14 protein-coding genes are annotated in these 20,220 nt (G+C 47.4%); 7 read left to right on the top strand and 7 right to left on the bottom strand.

Going from position 1 to position 20,220, the window contains the following annotated elements:
• Positions 1 to 14 precede the first annotated feature (14 nt).
• A complete protein-coding gene (locus OIM59_RS03240; protein ID WP_303895011.1) occupies positions 15 to 1,547 on the top strand; it encodes a DUF5723 family protein in 1,533 nt (510 codons plus the stop codon).
• 20 nt (positions 1,548 to 1,567) lie between these two features.
• Complete coding sequence (locus OIM59_RS03245; protein WP_303895013.1) at positions 1,568 to 3,034, top strand: DUF3868 domain-containing protein; 1,467 nt, start codon at positions 1,568 to 1,570, stop codon at positions 3,032 to 3,034.
• A 156-nt stretch (positions 3,035 to 3,190) separates the two neighbouring features.
• On the opposite strand, the gene OIM59_RS03250 is transcribed toward OIM59_RS03245, so the two are convergent.
• The 5 genes from OIM59_RS03250 to radA all read right to left on the bottom strand — a co-directional run bounded on the left by OIM59_RS03250 (position 3,191) and on the right by radA (position 9,686).
• Positions 3,191 to 5,407: a beta-N-acetylglucosaminidase gene (locus OIM59_RS03250; protein ID WP_303895016.1), complete on the bottom strand. Its 2,217-nt coding sequence runs from the start codon at positions 5,405 to 5,407 to the stop codon at positions 3,191 to 3,193.
• Positions 5,408 to 5,608: 201 nt separating this feature from the next.
• Positions 5,609 to 7,366: an IS66 family transposase gene (locus OIM59_RS03255; protein ID WP_303895019.1), complete on the bottom strand. Its 1,758-nt coding sequence runs from the start codon at positions 7,364 to 7,366 to the stop codon at positions 5,609 to 5,611.
• A gap of 87 nt (positions 7,367 to 7,453) precedes the next feature.
• Positions 7,454 to 7,798, bottom strand: a complete 345-nt coding sequence (tnpB, locus tag OIM59_RS03260; protein ID WP_303895021.1) for an IS66 family insertion sequence element accessory protein TnpB — start codon at positions 7,796 to 7,798, stop codon at positions 7,454 to 7,456.
• Position 7,799: 1 nt separating this feature from the next.
• Positions 7,800 to 8,168, bottom strand: coding sequence for a hypothetical protein (locus OIM59_RS03265; protein WP_303895024.1), 369 nt, complete (start codon positions 8,166 to 8,168; stop codon positions 7,800 to 7,802).
• Positions 8,169 to 8,312: 144 nt separating this feature from the next.
• A complete protein-coding gene (gene radA / locus OIM59_RS03270; RefSeq protein WP_303895026.1) occupies positions 8,313 to 9,686 on the bottom strand; it encodes a DNA repair protein RadA in 1,374 nt (457 codons plus the stop codon).
• A 404-nt stretch (positions 9,687 to 10,090) separates the two neighbouring features.
• On the opposite strand from radA, the gene thrA reads away from it, so the two are divergent.
• The 3 genes from thrA to thrC are packed head-to-tail and all read left to right on the top strand — an operon-like array spanning position 10,091 to position 15,062.
• Positions 10,091 to 12,523 carry a bifunctional aspartate kinase/homoserine dehydrogenase I gene (thrA, locus tag OIM59_RS03275; RefSeq protein WP_299173868.1) on the top strand — a complete coding sequence of 811 codons (2,433 nt, stop codon included), beginning with the start codon at positions 10,091 to 10,093 and terminating at the stop codon, positions 12,521 to 12,523.
• A gap of 11 nt (positions 12,524 to 12,534) precedes the next feature.
• Positions 12,535 to 13,749, top strand: coding sequence for a cofactor-independent phosphoglycerate mutase (locus OIM59_RS03280; protein WP_303895030.1), 1,215 nt, complete (start codon positions 12,535 to 12,537; stop codon positions 13,747 to 13,749).
• A gap of 11 nt (positions 13,750 to 13,760) precedes the next feature.
• Positions 13,761 to 15,062 (top strand): threonine synthase, encoded by a 1,302-nt coding sequence (gene thrC / locus OIM59_RS03285; protein ID WP_072541958.1) that lies wholly within the window; start codon positions 13,761 to 13,763, stop codon positions 15,060 to 15,062.
• A 254-nt stretch (positions 15,063 to 15,316) separates the two neighbouring features.
• On the opposite strand, the gene OIM59_RS03290 is transcribed toward thrC, so the two are convergent.
• Together OIM59_RS03290 and OIM59_RS03295 are read right to left on the bottom strand one after the other, a co-directional pair.
• Positions 15,317 to 15,946, bottom strand: a complete 630-nt coding sequence (locus OIM59_RS03290; RefSeq protein ID WP_022353958.1) for an AAA family ATPase — start codon at positions 15,944 to 15,946, stop codon at positions 15,317 to 15,319.
• Positions 15,947 to 16,026: 80 nt separating this feature from the next.
• The gene (locus OIM59_RS03295) at positions 16,027 to 17,397 is read right to left on the bottom strand and encodes an MATE family efflux transporter (RefSeq protein WP_299173859.1); all 1,371 of its coding nucleotides are present in this window, start codon (positions 17,395 to 17,397) and stop codon (positions 16,027 to 16,029) included.
• Positions 17,398 to 17,534: 137 nt separating this feature from the next.
• Here OIM59_RS03295 and OIM59_RS03300 point away from each other — a divergent pair, with 137 nt between their 5' ends.
• Both OIM59_RS03300 and xseA read left to right on the top strand, forming a co-directional pair.
• Positions 17,535 to 18,920: a S8 family serine peptidase gene (locus OIM59_RS03300; RefSeq protein ID WP_303895036.1), complete on the top strand. Its 1,386-nt coding sequence runs from the start codon at positions 17,535 to 17,537 to the stop codon at positions 18,918 to 18,920.
• On the top strand, positions 18,910 to 20,211 hold the full coding sequence (xseA, locus tag OIM59_RS03305; protein ID WP_303895040.1) for an exodeoxyribonuclease VII large subunit: 1,302 nt from the start codon (positions 18,910 to 18,912) through the stop codon (positions 20,209 to 20,211). Before OIM59_RS03300 ends, xseA begins: the two co-directional genes overlap by 11 nt.
• Positions 20,212 to 20,220: the final 9 nt, after the last annotated feature.

The following is a 20,220-nucleotide window of genomic DNA, read 5'->3' on the forward strand; positions in this document are numbered from 1 at the left end:
AAAAACTAAAACAGATGAAGAAGAATATTTTATTTACAATACTGTCCGGATTTGCGACTTTTGTTTGTGTAGGTGGAGCTGTGGCACAGTCTCAGATTAACCGTTCTGCCTATTTCCTGGAGGGAGCCACTTATCGCCATGAACTGAATCCGGCATTTATGGGAGAAAGAGGATATGTAGGTATGCCTGGACTGGGAAATTTGTCAGTTGGGGCCCAGGGTACTGCAGGTGTAGGTGATTTCCTGTTCGTGAAATCGAATGGCGATTTGATGACTTTCATGCATGAAGGGGTAAGCCGGGCAGATTTCCTGAACGGATTGCCCAACCGGATAAAGATGGGTTTCAATCTGAATGAGAACATCTTGTCGACAGGATTTTATGCGTGGGGTGGTTTTAATACTTTTGGTTTGTCTATCAAGAGTAATGCAAATGTATTTGCACCCGACCAGCTGTTTAAGTTTATGAAAAATGGGGTGGATGCTCCGGAAGGTACCCATTACACGGTGAATGATTTGAATATTCTTACGACTAATTATGCGGAAATCGCCTTCGGACATGCCCGTCAGATAAATGAGCAGTGGACTGTGGGTGCAAAAGCGAAATTCCTGGTAGGATTGGCAAAAGCTACGGTAAAAATAGACCGTTTGGACATTGACGCTACTCCGGATGCGTGGGAAATTACGCCATTGGGTGCTCAGGCTTATCTTTCTGCCAAAGGACTGATTGCACCGACACGGGGTGAAACGGGAAATTATGAAGAGAGTGATTATGTATTGGATGCCAATGGTAACCGTACGAACCAGCTGAAACCGGGTTCTGACCAGCTGATTTCGTATGATGACTTGGACTTTGATACGAAGAAAATGGGTCCTACAGGCTTTGGCTTGGCTTTTGATTTTGGTGCGACTTATCGCCTGAATGACGACTGGACGTTCTCGGCTGCCGTATTGGATTTGGGATTCATCCGTTGGAAAAATACGGTGAAAGCCACGATGAACAACAGCTTTGAGTTTGACGGATTCAATGAGATTCCGGTGAAGTCTGATTTGGGAGATAACGACCCGAATTCAATTGACAACCAGAGTGACCGTGTGGCGGATGATTTGAAACAGATGGCTAAATTCACGAAGGAAGGGGAAGGCTTGAAGCGTACGACTGCGCTGGCGGCTACCTTGAACTTGGGTGCGGAATATACTTTGCCTGTTTACGACCGTTTGAAATTCGGCCTTTTGTCTTCTACCCGTATTCAGGGACGTCATTCCTGGACAGAGGCACGTCTTTCTGCCAATGTGTCGCCGTTAGCCTGGTTCGAGGCCTCTTTGAACTATGCGCTTTCTAATTTCGGTTCCAGCACAGGACTGATGTTGAATTTCCATCCGAAGGGTTTCAACTTCTTTGTAGCTGCCGATGTGCCAATGGGGAAATATACGCCGAAGTATTGCATACCTATCAACCGTTTCTCTGCGAACGTGAATCTGGGTATAAACTTTACTTTTGGTCCGAAACATAAGACCCAATATCGTTGTGTAGAAGTTCAGTCATTATAATAGAATAATTTAAAGTGGATATGAGAAAAATAGTATATATGTTGTGGCTTGCCATATTTCCATTGTCGGCTATGGCGGGCGATATTCAGTACACACGTCCTGCATTGACGTTGAAGAACGATACATTGACCATGGAATTTTCCATGAATGTGTCAGATGTGCATGTCAACAGTGAGCAGACGTATGCCTTTACTCCGGTGTTGCGTGAGGGGCAGAATTATTACGCCATGCCTCCGGTCATTGTAACAGGTAAGAATGGAGATTATAAGATGCGTCGCTCGGAGCGGAAAATGGCCCGTCAGTTCGGATATGATAATCCGTATGTGGTGATTCACGGGCGGCTGGACAATCGGGAAGATGTGGTGCGTTACAAGGCTTCTGTGCCTTATCAGCCGTGGATGGACCATGCTTCCATGATTCTGCTTCAGGAAGGGAAAGAATGTTGTGAGGTCGATTTGCTGGATATTACGGTAATCGAACCGGATATGGCTGTCCAGACTCCGGCTTTGCCTGTGGAATTTGAAGTGTGTGAACCTTGTAAGGAGATGGTCTCTGTACTGGCACCCAAGGAAGAACCGCTGAAAGTACGCTCTGAGCAAAGTACCTTGTTTATTGAATTTCCGGTAGGCAAGACGGTTTTTGATGCAAATTACAAAAATAATCGTAGTGAATTGCAGAAACTGAAAGATATTCTGGATCCGTTGGAAGACCGCGACTTGGTGACATTCAAGTCTATCAATGTCTGTGGGTATTCTTCTCCTGACGGTTCAGTCCGTACCAATGACAGAGTGGCCTCCCAGCGTGCGGAATCATTTGCATTGAACTTGAAGGGGGGATATAATTTCCCGCAGGAAGTGTTGCATGTGACTTCTGCCGGAGAAGATTGGGACAGTCTGGTGAAGATGCTGGAAGAAGATAAGCCTGCGTATACTGATAGAGCGTTGGCGGTCATTCAAAAGTATGATAATCTGGATGTGCGTGAGGCCCGGTTGAAAACGACTTTGGGCACGGCCACTTACCGCACGATGATGAACCAGTATTATCCTCGTCTGCGCCGGTTGAGTGTATCGGTAGATTACGAGGTGAGAGAGGTGCTGAATTCGGAAGCTGCCCGTCTGATTTATACGAATCCCAAGCTGTTGAGTTTGCAGGAGATGTATCGTGTGGCGGGGATGTATCAGCCGGGTACCAAGGAATACAAGGAAGTGTACGAGATAGCAGCCGCTACTTATCCCGAAGATGTAATTGCCAATATCAATGCGGCTTCGGCCAATATTGTCAGTGGCGATTTTAAAAAGGCTGCGTCGTATATGGACAAGGTGAAAGAAGACCCGCGTGCGTATAATAACTTGGGCGTATTGGCCTGGTTGGCTGGAAACACGGAGGATGCGAAAGGATGGTTCCAGAAAGCTGCAAGTGTGGAACCGGAGAAAGCGAATGCCAATCTGGAGAAAATGATACCTTATGAAACGGCATCGCAGAAGTAATTAATCACATTAGTCTGGTATAAAAAAGACCCGTACTTTCATTGGTGCGGGTTTTTTTATGCCCTGACATTGGATTATTTGAAAAAATACAAATCGCTGCATAGGCATCTCTTGCCGAAGTGATGCGATGCAGCGGTTTGTAATCATTATTCGGTTTTATTTCTGTACTTTCAAGCTAAACTTCTTGAAATAAACCTGCATCTCCTTGCCGGATTTGTTCGTCAAGCGGACATACTTCAAGGACATGTCTGTCGGAAGGACGGCGGTGATTTCTGTCTTTTCGGCTGTCTGTGACAGAGAAACGGACTTCCATGTCTGACCGTCATTGCTTACTTCCAGTGTGAATTGCGGAGCTACTCCCGGGGTACCTAAGTCCATGGTCAGGGCCTCAAAGCGAATCAGTTGGTCTACGGCAATCTGTAGCATGGCTCCGGCCGGCCATTTGATGACCTCATTGGATGGTGACACATTCACGTACTGATGGCGGGCACGTACCAGCTGGGTCTTCAGCTGAGGCACATCGCTGGTCAGTGTGTAAGGATTGTATTCAGCCTTAGTTTCCAGGTGGGTATTGTACTGGGTATTATAGGCGCTGGTTACCTGGGTATATACCTGATTCAGAGTGGGCAACAGGATGAGGCTTCCCACTTTTACCCCCGGCTGGTACGGATTCTGGTTTTCGGTCATATCCAGTTCGTACATCTGAGTCTGCAAGGCGCGGGTACGGTCGTAGTAGGTCTTGAAGGCAGCGTCTTTTCCGTCCAGTGCTTTTACCATCTGCAGCACACACTGGCCGTATTCGCCGAGCAGCTTGCCCTGTTTCAGCCAAGGACGCATCTCCTGGATGAGGGCCGGATTTTCGTTATCGGCCAATAGTACATCGCAGGCCGTTTCCAGAAGCATACATTCCCGGAGCACACTGTCGACGGCCTCGGATTGATGCATATCCTGTGCCAGTACTTTCAGCACAGGTTGCAGGGATACACTCTCGTCGCGGCGGAATCCATGTCCGTTAGGTCCTAAGTCCGAACAGTGTGTGGCAAAGGTTTCCAGGTAAGCGGCTTTCTGAGGCAACAAATCTTTGATGGCATGCTTCCATGACCGGATGCTGTCGTAGGTCTCCAGGTTCCAGGTGTAGTCGGCCACGCTGTACAAGGAAATCTTGGATGATTCCGCATGTTCCATCGGATTGGATACGAAACCGGACATGTCGTCTTTGATATCTTTGGCATTGCCGTAGACCGGCCCCAAAAGCAGATGGTCGCGCACATAGTCGTTCACCGGGAAGTTCCACCAGATATAGGCCTTACGTCGGATGAGCGGGTTGATCCAGTCCAAAGTAGGTTTGTCGATGCAGGCAATCACCCGGTCGCCGGTCCACATGACATGGATGCTGGGGTTGAGTTTTTCACCCAAGGTAGTCAGATAACCGCCTTCCACGTTCGACCAGCTCTTATTGTATTCCGTAGGGCACATCACCAGAGGACTTACATCGTGTTTTTGCTGGATGAAGTTGTTGTCAATATAGTTCAGCAGTTCAGCTTGGCGCACGGGGTCTGTACCGTCGCCTGAAATGTCGTCGAAGAACACAGCAAAGGAGCGTACACCCAACTGGTACATGGCTTCGAATTTCTGAATCAGGGCATCTCGGTCGGTCTCCGTCCATTTAATGTCTTTTCCCGGATGGATGGCCCATACAAAGTTCACTTCGTGGCGGGTAGCCTGTTCGATGAGTTCATGAATCTGGGCCGCCTCTTTTTCCGGATAAGGCTTGCGCCAGTTGGGGGAGGAATGGTACGGGTCGTCTTTCGGGCCATAGATATATGTATTCATTTTGTTCTTGCCATAGAATTCGAGTTGGCGCATACGGGCTTCGTGGCTCCAGGGAGTTCCGTAGAAGCCTTCTACCACACCGCGGAAGTCAATGTCAGGATAGTCCTCAATGGTGCAGAGGCTCAAATCGCCTTGACGTACCATCTGAGCCAAGGTCTGCACGCCGTAGAAGGCTCCTCGTGCATCCGCTCCGGCAATCACGATGTGGTTATCGTTCACTTCTATATAATAACCTTCTTTGTGCGATGGAACTTTTTTAGCATATTTCTTGACGGCTTTATCGCCTTTTTCCCCGAGAATGATTTTGAATCCGGTTTTTTCCTGCTTGTTGGGGAGAAGCTGTTTCAGGGCTTCGGCGGCATGCGGGCAGCTGCCTTCGCTCAGGATGAGCTGGTAAGATTGCGGCACGGCCATGGTCTTTTCATTTTTATTCAGTTTAAACTCCTGCACCTTGGGTTGAAGCAGGCTGGCATCGGTCTGTGCCAGAATAGGTGTGGCACCTAAAACCATACAGAATAAGGGTAGTAAATGGTGTCTCATGAATTTTATAAGGTTAGATAATAATGATATTGCAAACATACATAAAATGATGCATCTTTACAATGGACTCTATAAAAAAGGAGGCCCGCTCATCTCCAATTAAATCAATTAAAGGTAACCATTCTATTTTCCGCCACGACAATTTTATCGGCTGTTTTTCAGCCGATAAAATAAAAAAGTCCGTAAGAAAATATTTTTGTTTTAACATTCCGGTTTATAAAAACATGGCAGAAGAGCCTTCCTGTCGCAGTTATTACCATGAAGAATACATTCAAACAAGTGCTTCAGGTAATCCTGAGGATCTATGTCATTAAGTTTGCAGCTTTCTATCAGAGAGAAGATGAATGCCGAGTTTTCTGCGGCTGCCTCACTTCCTATATTCATACAGTTCTTGAGCAGCAGCTTTACAGGTTTCATTCTTTGCTCACAGAGATTGTTGGATATTTCCGCTGAACCGTCCTTGAGGATATTTCTCAAGGACTTCCACTGGTTTAACGTATAGTTCACGGCCTTTCTCATCAGTTCGTTTGCCATGATTTTGGTATCCTGCATCATCATGACCACCTTATGATGGATACGCTCAAGAATCGGTCCCGTAAGCTTAAGTCTTTTTTCCTTAATCTGCTCGCCGCTGAGTTTCATCATACGGAACAGGTCTTCATTTCTGAACATATCACCGATAGGATTTATTATGTCCATCGCCGTCCTGTCTGAAGGCAAGGCATCAACCCACAACCTCCTGCAGTGCGTCCAGCATCCTATGTGAAGCACCTTTGAGGCTTCTCCGTCAAACATCCTGTAAACCGTATATCCGTCAGTGGATATGGTTCCCATAAAATATTCCAGGAACGACTTTGCCGTATCGGAAGACCTGCTGCCGTTGTTATAGTGATAATAGACCATCTTTATATGCTTTGCAAAGAAAGCCCATAAGTACTTTCTCCTGTAAGCCTTACCTTCCGGTGTTTCAACTCCAACGAGTTCGGTAGTCTCATCAACCATAAGGTATTTTGCCCTCTGTACAAACTCCTTGAATGCATCTCCGATAAATTCCTTTAGTTTGGCGATTCCGTTATGGATATAGCTGTTCAGCGTGGTGTTGCTTATATGGATACCTTCTCTTGCAAGCAGCCTTATCTGTCTATTTTCAGGCATGCTGAAGTCATATTTCAGACAAAGCAGGCGGACAAGCAGTTCAGGAGAGAAGATTCCTCCAAGGTTTTTCAGCGGATGCTCCATCGTGCTTGTGAAAGTGCCGTCGGCAAGCTTTACCCTCGCCACCTTGTACACATGCTCCACATTATGAGCCCTTACATGTTCTATGACCCTGTATTCCCACACATCAGCCATTCCGTTACGGTTCATAAGCCTTGCACCATCCGGGAGTTGGTAATAATCTTCTATTTCATGAACAACTACCTTATCCACCTTCAGCCTGGTCTTTTCTGCACGGGGAGCTGTTTCCTTTTTCCTTGAAGGCCTGCAGTTCTGTGCAGGTACGTTACCGGAAGAGGTATTGCTGCCAGTACCGTTACCATCTGCCTTATTATTATCATCTTTCTTATCAGAGCCGTCATACTCGGACTTCTCCATTGCCGACTTGTCAATGTTACGGTTGTTCAGCAGCCTTCTTTGTTCGGAGGTACGGCCGAAACGATGTTTCCTGCTGTCCTCAAGCTGAAGCCTGAGATTGGAAACCTCATTTGCCAGCATCATGTTCACCTCGTCTTTTGCCTCAAGCTGCTTTCTCATAAGTTCCATTTCTTTTCGATAGTTTTCGACTGTTGCGGACAACTCATTGATTGTATCAACCAGAGCCTTGGAGTTCTCTTTGTTTGATTCTTCAATAGCCTTAAGCCTCGCAATCAGTTCGTTTACCTGTTTGCGAAGCCCTGCCTTTTCCTCATTTGCCAGACCCAGCTGGCAGCAAAGTAACTCGTATGCTCTTTCATCAATCATGATATAAAGGTACGAAAAATCAGGCAGTTACGCAAACTTTTTACCGTTTATTTTTATATTATTTTATTGATAATCAGTGTATTAATATTAATATTTCGGACTAACGTACATCTTGTCAACCACTATGCTTTCCGTAAGATAGGCCATATCCGACCATTGTATCCGGTAGCATTTGGAGACCTCATCAAATACAGGTTTCTTGAATCTACCCATGACTGGACGTTTCTCATAAAGCACATAAAAACCGCGTTCGTAATGAAGTATCTTCACGACCTTGCGGTTACGGGACATGAACATATATACATTGGATGTATCACTCGGATCGAGTGATATCTCTTCCCTTATACTCTCACACAGACGGAAGATACCTTTCCGTAAATCCACATTACCGTTGAACAGGTAATAGTTCAGGTTAGCACTCAGTCCAAGCATATCATCCTATCATTTTATTAAGCAACAGACTCAGGTCAAGAACGGTGGTATTTCTTAGAAACAGTGTTGCGCCGGATGTCAGTTGTAACTTAACCCATTTTATTGGCGGTTCGCCTTCAGGCTGTTTCACTTCCATCTTCACGGTTGGACTGTTGCAAGGCTTGCCGGTTATCTGGACTTTGGCAACCTTGGGTTGTTCAGTCTGAACTGCCTTACCTAACTTCTCACTCCACAGCTGGTGACGCTGCCAGTTCATGAACTTGTCGTAATTTACTCCATAATCCGCACAGAACTCCCGAAGATCCTTGGTCTCGCTGCATAACTGGTAGAGGTCATATACCTCTTGGTAGTTTACTTTCTCTTTTGCCATAATCATTATTGTTAAAGGTTACGGCGCAAAGGTAGGGTTGTGAATAATGTGCGTCAAGGCGGAAAATAGTATGCTTACCAATTAAAGATGAGCGGCCTTCCTTTTTTATAATATTTGTTCAAGTATGCTTTGATGAATTGCTTTCTATCCAAATAATTCCCGGAAGGCTTCTTCAACCTTCCGTACGGGAACAAGTTCTATTTTGATTTTCTTACGGTCGATGCCCGAAAGGTTGTGCTTGGGTATCAGCATCCGCTGGAATCCCAGTTTTTCGGCTTCACTGATGCGCTGTTCGATGCGGTTGACCGGACGGATTTCTCCACTCAGGCCTACTTCGCCTGCCATGCAAACTCCCGTTTCGATTTCGGAATCCATGTTGCTGGAAAGAATGGCACTAATAACGGCCAGGTCGATGGCCGGGTCGTTGACTTTCAATCCTCCGGCAATGTTCAGGAACACGTCTTTCTGTGCCAGTTTGAAGCCGACCCGCTTTTCCAATACGGCCAGCAGCATGTTCATGCGTCGGAGGTCGAAGCCGGTGGCCGAACGTTGCGGCATACCGTAGGCTGCCGTGCTGACCAATGCCTGGACTTCAATCAGGAAAGGGCGCACGCCTTCCACGGCTCCGGCAATGGCTACTCCGCTCATGCCTTCATGGTCTTGGGTAAGCAGGAGTTCTGAGGGATTGCTGACCTGACGAAGGCCGTCCTGCCGCATTTCATAAATACCCAATTCGGCGGTACTTCCAAAACGGTTCTTGATGCTGCGCAGGATGCGGTACATGTAGTGCTGGTCTCCTTCGAATTGCAGCACCGTATCCACGATGTGTTCCAGCACCTTCGGTCCGGCGATGCTTCCTTCTTTGTTGATGTGTCCGATGAGGATGACAGGGGTACCGGTTTCTTTGGCAAACTTCAAGAGAGAGGCGGTACATTCCCTCACCTGTACGATGCTGCCGGGAGAAGAATCGATGTTTTCGGTAGAAATGGTCTGAATGGAGTCGATAATGATCAGGTCGGGAGCGGCATTTTTGATATGGGTGAAGATTTGTTCCAATGAAGTCTCACAGGCTATCAGCAGATTGTCATTGTCCGGATGGGGGATGCGGACAGCCCGGAGTTTGAGCTGACGGGCACTTTCTTCACCGGATACATAAAGAATCTTTTTGTGGGCAAGTCGGAGTACGGTCTGAAGTATCAGGGTGGATTTGCCGATACCGGGCTCTCCGCCAATCAGGGTCAGAGAGCCTTGCACAAGTCCTCCTCCCAATACCCGGTTGAGTTCCTCGTCCAGCATATCAATCCGTTGCTCCTCGTCGGATGCGATATCTTTGAGAGGCTGAGGTTTGGAACGTACGGATTCGATGCCGTGCGCCACATGCTTGGCCACGGGGGCTTCTTTCCGGACCACTTCTTCTACAAATGTGTTCCACTGTCCGCAAGAGGGACATTTCCCGGCCCATTTCGGGGATTCTTGTCCGCAATTCGTGCAGACATATACTGTTTTTTCTTTTGCCATAGTTGTCACACTAATTTCAGACAAAGGTACGAAAACTTATGTTTATTTCTGATGCTGCCAAAAAAATATCATTTAAATGTGGGTTTGTAGAAAAATGTTGTTATATTTGCCAGCAGAAAAACAATAATCTATGACTGAACGCTGTCTTCATATCATCTTGTTGAAGGGGCATGGGTATATGCCTTTTATTACTTCTGCCACAGGGATGACCCCTAGGGGGTAAAGGATAGTATGTTTGGTGTTTCTACGTGATACACGTCTGCGGATGCAGACATTTCAATTATTTTATTCATTCAACTTTAATTTAATTTATTTGTTTCCGTAGGGAGGTGGATTGTACTGCTTTCTTCTTATGGAAATAAGACCGGATTATAGGAATTCGGGCATAAAAATAAGAATAATCTATGAAAGTATTGAAATTCGGCGGTACGTCCGTAGGTTCCGTCAATAGCATGTTAAGCGTGAAGCGTATTGTAGAAGGTGTAGATGACAAAGTGATTGTAGTTGTTTCTGCATTGGGAGGTATTACCGACAAATTGATTTGTACGTCGAAAATGGCCGCTTCGGGCGATGATTCTTATGAAAAGGAAATGAAAGAAATCGTGAACCGCCATATAGAAATGGTCTACACGGTCATTCCGGCAGGAAGAGGCAGAGAATTGCTTCTGGATTTGGTGAATGAACTGCTAAGTGAATTGAAGGATATTTTTCAGGGGATTTATTTGATTCGGGACCTTTCTCCCAAAACGTCGGCTACTATTGTGAGCTATGGAGAACGTTTGTCTTCCATTATCGTGGCTACCTTGATTCAAGGGGCTGTGTGGTTCGATTCCCGTACGTTTATCAAGACAGAGAAAAAACATAACAAGCATATTCTGGATTCAGAACTCACCAATCAGCTGGTACGTGAAACCTTCAGTGAGATACCGCAAGTGTCTGTAGTGCCGGGATTTATTTCTACGGATAAAAATACTGGAGAAGTAACTAATTTGGGACGAGGTGGTTCGGATTACACGGCTTCCATCATTGCGGCTGCACTGGATGCGGATATTTTGGAAATATGGACGGATGTGGACGGCTTTATGACGGCCGACCCTAGAGTCATCAGTACGGCTTATCCTATCAAGGAATTGAGTTACGTGGAGGCTATGGAGTTGTGCAACTTCGGGGCGAAGGTGGTGTATCCGCCGACCATTTATCCGGTGTGTCACAAGAATATTCCGATTCTGATTAAGAATACGTTCAATCCGGAGGCACCGGGTACTATCGTCAAGCAGGATGCAGACCATTCTTCCAAACCCATTAAGGGTATTTCATCCATTAATGATACTTGTCTGATTACCATGACCGGTTTGGGAATGGTAGGCGTGATTGGAGTCAATCACCGTATTTTCAAGACTTTGGCGGAGAACGGCATCAGCGTGTTCCTCGTATCGCAGGCTTCTTCCGAGAACTCTACTTCCATCGGAGTAAGAAATGAAGATGCAGACCTGGCTTGTGAAGTATTGAACGAGGAATTTGCCAAAGAAATAGAAATGGGAGAAATCTCGCCGATGAAGGCAGAAGGCAATTTGGCCACCGTAGCCATTGTGGGTGAGAATATGAAGCATACACCGGGTATTGCCGGTAAACTGTTCGGTACGTTGGGACGGAACGGCATCAATGTCATTGCCTGTGCGCAGGGAGCTTCGGAAACCAATATCTCTTTTGTGGTAGACGGTGCTTCTTTGCGGAAAACATTGAACGTGATTCACGATTCGTTCTTTCTGTCAGAATACCAAGTCTTGAATTTGTTTATTTGTGGCACAGGAACAGTGGGTTCCAGTCTGATAGAGCAGATTCATGGTCAGCAGGAAAAATTGAAACAGGAACGTGGATTGAAGTTGCATGTGGTTGGGATAGCCAACGGTCACAAGGCCTTGTTTACCCGTGCAGGAATTGATTTGGAGCATTTCAGGGAGGAATTGGATGAAAAAGGTTCTCCTTCATCTCCGCAGGTGCTCCGGGATGAGATTGTAGGGATGAATATCTTCAATTCGGTATTTGTGGATTGTACCGCCAGTCCGGATATCGCGGCCCTCTACAAGGACTTGTTGAGTCACAACGTATCGGTAGTGGCAGCCAACAAGATTGCGGCTTCTTCGGATTACGATATCTATGCGGAGCTGAAGCGGATAGCCCGTCAGCGGGGAGTCAAGTTCCTGTTTGAAACGAACGTAGGAGCCGGATTGCCTGTTATCAATACGATTAACGACCTGATAAACAGTGGAGACAAGATACTGAAGATTGAAGCGGTGGTAAGCGGTACATTGAACTATATATTTAACCGCATCAGCGCTGACATGCCGTTGAGTGCGACCATCCGTCAGGCGAAGGAAGACGGTTATTCAGAGCCTGACCCGCGAGTGGACCTGAGTGGGAAGGATGTGATTCGGAAACTGGTGATTCTGGCTCGTGAAGCGGGTTATCGTTTGAACCAGGAAGACGTGGAAACCCACCTGTTTATTCCGGACAAGTATTTTGAAGGAACGTTGGATGATTTCTGGAAGAACATACCCAAATTGGATAAGGAATTCGAAGAGCGTCGCCGTGAAGTGGAACGCGAAGGAAAACGCTGGCGCTTTGTTGCCAGTCTGGAAAACGGACATGGAAAAGTGGCGTTGCAGGAAGTGGACAGCAACCATCCGTTCTATAATCTGGCAGGTACCAATAACATTATTCTGCTCACCACCGAACGTTACAATGAATATCCGATGCTGATTCAAGGCTATGGAGCGGGTGCCAGTGTAACCGCTGCAGGAGTATTTGCGGATATTATGAGCATTGCCAATATTTAAAACAGACAGTCATGAAACATCTTATTATATTGGGCGACGGCATGGCCGACTGGGCTGTTCCGTCGCTGGGAGGAAAGACCCTGTTGCAGTATGCACAGACTCCTTATATGGACAAACTGGCACGCATGGGACGTACGGGTATGTTGAAGACCGTAGCCGACGGATTTCATCCTGGGAGTGAGGTGGCCAATATGTCGGTAATGGGATATGACCTGCCCAAGGTTTACGAAGGCCGTGGGGTGCTGGAAGCTGCTAGTATCGGAGTAGACCTTCAGGAAGGGGACATGGCCATGCGGTGTAACATCGTCTGTGTGGAAGGAGATATTTTGAAGAACCATTCTGCCGGGCATATCACGACCGAGGAAGCCGATGAGCTGATTCGTTTCCTGGATGAAAAACTGGGCTCCGACCGTATTCATTTCTATACCGGTGTGCAGTATCGTCATCTGCTGGTGATAAAAGGAGGAGACAAACGGCTGGCTTGTGTGCCTCCGCATGATATCCCTTTGCAGCCTTTCCGCCCGAATTTGGTGAAGGCTTTGTGTCCGGAAGCACAGGAAACAGCCGATTTGTTGAATGATTTGATTTTGAAGTCACAACAGTTGCTGCCCACTCATCCGGTCAATCTGAAACGGGTGGCAGAAGGAAAGGACCCGGCCAATAGCATCTGGCCGTGGAGTCCGGGATACCGTCCGCAGATGGAACCCTTGGCCGAGAAATATCCGTCCATTCATAAAGGAGCGGTCATTACGGCAGTCGATTTGATTCGGGGTATCGGACGTTACGCCGGATTGCGTTGCATTGAAGTGGAAGGAGCTACCGGACTGTACAATACCAATTATGAAGGAAAGGCCCAGGCAGCCATTGAAGCCTTGAAAACCGATGACTTTGTGTATCTGCATGTGGAGGCCAGCGATGAGGCCGGACATGAAGGAGATGTGCCGTTGAAGTTGCAGACGATTGAAAACCTGGACCGTCGGATTGTGGGACCTGTCTATGAGGCGGTGAAACAATGGGATGAACCTGTCGCCATGGCGGTTCTTCCAGACCATCCTACGCCTTGTGAGTTGCGGACACATACCAATGAGCCTATACCGTTTTTGATTTATTATCCGGGTATTGTGCCCGATTCCGTGCAGACGTACGATGAAGTAAGCTGTAAGGAGGGCGGTTACGGCTTGATGGAAAAAGACGAGTTTATGAATTTATTTATGCACATTCAGTAACAAATTGCAATATGAAGTATTACAGTACAAACGGAAAAGCGCTGGACGCTACTTTGGAAGAGGCTGTAGTGAGAGGACTGGCTTCTGATAAGGGCTTGTATATGCCTCGCGAGATAAAGGCATTGCCGCAGTCTTTTTTTGACGAGATTGATACGCTTTCTTTCCCTGAGATAGCTTATAAGGTGGCCGATGCCTTCTTTGGAGAAGATGTACCTGCAGAGACTCTGAAACAGATTGTATATGATACCTTGAATTTCGATGTGCCGGCAGTGAAGGTGAAAGATAATATTTATTCTTTGGAGCTGTTTCATGGACCGACGCTGGCGTTTAAGGATGTAGGCGGTCGTTTTATGGCGCGTCTGCTGGGGTATTTTATTCGCAAGGAAGGGAAAAAACAGGTCAATGTGCTGGTGGCCACTTCGGGTGATACGGGAAGTGCCGTGGCAAACGGTTTTCTGGGAGTAGAAGGTATCCATGTATATGTGCTCTACCCGAAGGGAAAAGTCAGCGAGATTCAGGAAAAGCAGTTTACTACCCTCGGACATAATATTACGGCCATTGAGGTGGACGGTACGTTCGATGATTGCCAGGCACTGGTGAAGAGTGCGTTCATGGATAAGGAATTGAACGAACACATGCAGCTCACTTCCGCCAACTCCATTAATGTGGCCCGTTTCTTGCCTCAGGCATTTTATTATTTCTATGCCTATGCGCAGATGAAGAAAATCGGTAAAGCCGACAATTTGGTAGTCTGTGTACCGAGTGGAAATTTCGGGAATATCACTGCCGGGTTGTTTGGCAAGCGCATGGGACTCCCCGTGAAGCGTTTCATTGCCGCCAATAACCGGAATGACATATTCTATCAGTACCTGAAGACAGGGAAATATAATCCACGTCCTTCTGTGGCTACGATTGCCAATGCCATGGATGTGGGCGACCCAAGTAACTTTGCCCGTGTATTGGATTTGTACGACGGCAGCCATGAGGCCATCGCTTCCGAAATCAGTGGAGAAACCTATACCGATGACCAGATTCGGGAAACGGTACAGAAGGTGTATGAAGAAACGGGTTATCTGCTGGATCCCCATGGGGCATGTGGATACCGGGCTTTAGCGGAAGAACTGAAGGAGGGCGAAGTGGGTGTATTCCTGGAGACCGCTCATCCGGCCAAATTCTTGCAGACCGTAGAAGGTATCATCGGTGTAGAGGTAAAAATACCGGAAAAACTTCAGGCCTTTATGAAAGGAACCAAACAGAGCATACCGATGTCAAAAGATTTTGCGGCTTTCAAGGCTTACCTGATGAAGCAGTAATTGTTCGGACGCAGATTAGGATAAGAGTAAGTTCTCAGTATTTCCTTGGAAGTACTTTAGTACTGCCTAAGAAGTACTGCAGTACTTTCAGGAGAGTACTCCAGTACTTTAAAGGAAGTACTGAGCTGACGGCATATCATAGACTCAGCTTTTGCAACTGTCTGAATAGTAGCGGTTGGGCTGATGAAAAAAGGAAGGGACTATTCAAATGAAAATGAACGGTCCCTTCCTTTTTAGGTTATGTTTTTTTCTTTTTAAAGATGAAGCTTCAGGGTCACAAATTTCTTGATGAACTCTACGGTGCCGTCAATACCCAATACGGAGGAGTCAATACATAAATGATAAGTAGCTGCCGCTCCCCATGTCTTGTAACTGTAATAATTGTAGTAAGACGAACGTTTCTTGTCGGCTTTTTCCATCAAGTCTTCTGCATCTTCGGCACTGATGTGGTGCAGTTTCATCAGTCGTTCGATACGGGCTTCGGGAGAGGCCGAAACAAAGACATTGGCACATCGCGGGTGGTCGCGGAGAATATAATCCGCGCAGCGTCCGACAAACAGGCACGATTGCTTTTCAGCCAGCTGACGGATGACATCACTCTGAATCTTGAACAGAGAGTCGTTGCTCAAGTAGGAATTGTAGGGATAGGCTCCCTCCGTGATGAACGGGAACCGCGTGCCGAACAATCCTCCCAAAATCGTCTGAGAGGCTTTTTCGTCTGCTTTCTCGAAAAATTCCTTGCAGAGTCCGCTTTCCTCCGAAGCCAGGTTAATCAATTCCTTATCATAAAAAGCTATGCCTAGTTCATTCGCCAGTTTCTCACCAATCTCTTTTCCGCCACTTCCCAGCTGACGTCCGAGATTAATCACATAATGTCCGTCCATAGTGTAACTTCTTTAGTTTGATATAAAGCAAATATAAATCATTCTACGGAAAAATGCGACTTTTTTATCTTTTATTTTCGTCAGCGATTGGATTGGGCTGCATGTTGTTGCTTGAATTGTTTGAACTGCGCATAGAGCATGGTTCCGGCAATGATACTGGCTGTAATATCCGAAATCGGCATGCTGTACCACACGCCTTTTACTCCCCAAAAGAGAGGAAGAATCAGCAGGCAGGGAATCAGAATCAGTACCTGTCGGCTCAGGGAAAGGATGATGGCTTTCTTGGCCATGCCGATACTCTGGAAGAAGTTGGAGGTCACCATCTGAAAACCGATGATGGGGAAAAACAGGACGACCACTTGCAATCCTTTTGCGCTCAGCTGTATGAGCTGTGTATCCGTTGTAAAGGCCGATACGGCCAGTTCCGGCATCAGTTCTCCCACGAGGAAGCCGGTGGTGGTCACAATGGTGGCGGCAATGACGGTATATTTCATGACTTGGTTCACCCGATGGTAGTGCTGGGCGCCGAAATTATAGCCGGCAATGGGTTGCATGCCTTGGTTCAGTCCCATCACAATCATGACAAATAAAAATACAATACGGTTGACAATGCCAAACGCGCCGATGGCCAAATCCCCGTCATACAACTTTAATCCCTTGTTGATAAGGATGACGATGAAGCAGGAAGCCAGGTTCATGAAGAAGGGAGCCAGTCCGATACCGATGATGTTTTCCACCAGCGTCATTTTGAGCCGATAAATCCCTCTTTTCAGATGCAGAAGTTCATTCTTGTTACAGAAAATTTTGATAAGCCAGCATAAGGAAATAACCTGAGCCAGTACCGTGGCTATGGCAGCACCACGGATTCCCATGTGGAAGGTATAGATGAACAGAGGGTCCAGCAGCGTATTGATGACCACGGTCAGGATAGTGGCTGCCATGGCCTTTTGCGGATGTCCGGCCGAACGCAATACGGAGTTCAGTCCCAAGTACATGTGGGTAATGACATTTCCCAAAAGGATGGTAATCATGTAGTCTCTGGCATAAGGAAGGGTGGCATCGCTGGCCCCGAAGAAATACAGAATCGGGTCCAGAAACAGCAGGCAGACAAGGGTGAACAGTATCCCGATAATCAGGTTGAGTGAAACCACATTTCCCAGAATCTGCTGGGCGGTAGCATAATCCTTCTGTCCCAGTTTGACTGAGATAAGTGTGGAAGCGCCGACTCCTACCAGTGAGCCGAAAGCGGCGGCCAGGTTCATCAGCGGAAAGGTGATGGCCAGTCCGGAGATAGCCAATGGCCCGACTCCGTGTCCGATGAAAATACTGTCTACCATGTTGTAGAGGGAGGAGGCAGTCATGGCAATGATGGCTGGGATGGCATATTGCATCAATAGTTTTCCAATTCTTTCTGTTCCCAGCTCGGTGGCTGTTCCTTTTTGTGACGTCATACTCTCTTATTCTTTTTCTTATTAATTGTTATCCAGAAATCTTTAGATTCCCTAAAAAATCGCGCAAAGGTAAGTCTTTTTCCGGAATCAGGGAAAACTTTGTGTATCTTTGCGCTTCAAAAATAAACGCTATGTGGATGAATGTGAATAGAGTAGGATTATTCTTTTGCCTGTTGGCCTGCTTGGGGAGCGCTTCAGCAGAGACGATGTATAAATATCGGGTCCAGCTTACGGACAAGAAAAAGACCGTTTATTCTTTGGAACATCCGGAGGAGTTTTTGTCCTCACGGGCATTGGCGCGTCGGGCGCATCAGGGATTGGCCGTCGATTCGACCGATTTGCCTGTCTGCCAGGTGTATATCGACCGTTTGAAAGAGCAGGGGGGACAGTATGTGTCGTCCAGCAAATGGAACAATACGGTACTGATGGAAGTGCCCGATGAATCGGTGGCCCTTCGTTTCCTCGACAATCCTTTCGTACGTTCCGTAAAGAAAGTCTGGGTCTCTCCGGATTCCATTCCTGCGCGGGGAACGGGACGGAAGGAGCTGGTAAAGAATCAGTGGAAAAAACAGGAGGATTATTATGGAATGGCTTCCGAACAGATTAAAATGCACAATGGAGACAGCTTGCACCTGGCGGGTTTCAAGGGACAAGGCATGCAGATTGCCGTGATTGATGCGGGATTCTACAATGTGGATGCCATGAAAATCTTCCGTAAGACCTCCATTTTGGGTACGCATGATTTTGTAAATCCTGATTCGGATATTTATGGAGAGCACAATCATGGCATGAAAGTGCTTTCCTGCATGGCAGCCAATATGCCTCATGTAATGGTCGGGACTGCTCCCGAGGCAAGTTACTGGCTGTTGCGGAGTGAGGATAATGATACGGAACAACCGGTGGAAGAGGATAATTGGGCGGCTGCCATTGAATTTGCCGACAGTGTGGGAGTGGATATCGTGAACACTTCACTGGGATATTACTCTTTTGACGATCCGGTTGACAATTATACTTATCGGGAACTCGATGGACATACTTCCTTGATGGCGGCTTCTGCTTCGTATGCGGCCAGGAAAGGATTGTTGGTGGTGTGCAGTGCCGGAAATTCCGGTATGGATGCCTGGAAAAAAATAACGCCTCCGGCAGATGCAGAGGACATTCTGACCATCGGGGCGATAGACAATATGGGAGTGAATGCTCCATTTTCTTCCATTGGCAATACGGCCGACGGGCGTGTCAAGCCGGATGTCATGGCAATGGGGGTTCATTCGGCCGTTGTGGGTATCGACGGGGGGACTTCCTTTGCCAACGGTACGTCGTTTGCTTCGCCTGTATTCTGTGGACTGGTGGCTTGTTTGTGGGAGGCTTGTCCTTGGCTTACCGTTCGTCAGTTGATTGAGATTGTGCATGAAGCCAGCGACCGTAATGCCTATCCGGACAATATTTTCGGTTATGGAGTGACGGATATCTGGAAAGCCTACCAGCTGGGATTGAAACTGAAGAGCGGAAACGATGGAAAATAAACCTTTGTCTTTGCTGGAGCTGAATTCACTGGTCAGGAGGAGTATCACCTCCTGCTTGCCGGATGAATATTGGGTGCAGGCGGAACTGAGCGATGTACGCGTGAACTATTCCGGGCATTGCTACCTGGAGTTCGTGCAGAAAGATGCCACAGGCAATGCCCTGCTGGCCAAGGCTCGGGGAATTATATGGGCGAACGTATTTACCAGATTGCGGGCGTATTTTGAACGGGAAACCGGACAGGCTTTTGTGTCCGGACTGAAAGTGCTGGTCAAAGTCACAGTCGATTTTCATGAACTGTATGGTTATTCGTTGACGGTAGTCAACATCGACCCTACTTATACGTTGGGCGATATGGTACGCCGCCGCAAGGAAATTCTGCGTCAGCTGGACGAAGAGGGTATCCTGACACTCAATAAAGAACTGGAACTGCCGGTACTTGCCCAGCGGATTGCCGTAATTTCATCGGCTACGGCTGCGGGGTATGGCGATTTCTGCAATCAGTTACAGCATAATGCCTTCGGCTTTGTGTTTTATCCTTGTCTTTTTCAGGCGGTCATGCAGGGAGAGCAGGTGGAGCAGTCCATCATTCAGGCTCTCGACCGTATCAATGCCACGCGCGATCTTTGGGATGTGGTGGTCATCATCCGAGGGGGAGGAGCCACTTCCGACCTTTCCGGCTTCGACACTTACGAGCTGGCCGCGAACTGTGCCCAGTTCCCGCTTCCCATCATTACCGGAATCGGGCATGAACGTGACGATACCGTATTGGACCTGATAGCCCATACCCGTGTGAAGACTCCGACGGCAGCTGCCGAATTCCTGATTAATCACCTGCGGCAGACGGCACAGGAACTGGAAGGATACGAAGAAATTATTTATGAGGAAGTTCCCCGCTTGTTGCAACAAGAAAAGCAACGGCTGGAAGGTTTTGTCACGCGTATTCCCGGGAAGGTGCAGATGCGGTTGCAGCGGGAGACCTTCCGGCAGGAGCGCTTCCAGAACCGGATAAAGACGGCTTGGCAGTCGCGCTTGTTGCAGGAAAACTACCGTTTGCAGCTGATGCCTCGTGTACTTTCTGCCTTGCAGAACCGGGTGCAGCGCGAAACGCATCGGCTGGAACTGCTGGCGCAACGGGTGTCTTCCGCTTCGCCGGAAGTCTTGTTGAAGAAAGGGTACAGTCTTACCTTGCTGAATGGAAAAGCAGTGACAGACGCTTCCTTGCTGAAACCGGGGGATGAAGTGGAGACCCGTCTGGCAAAGGGGCGATTCAGAAGTAAAGTAATCAAATGAAACAATGAT

Origin of the sequence: Bacteroides mediterraneensis (assembly GCF_025993685.1) — a bacterium.
GTDB classification, from domain to species: Bacteria; Bacteroidota; Bacteroidia; order Bacteroidales; family Bacteroidaceae; genus Phocaeicola; species Phocaeicola mediterraneensis_A.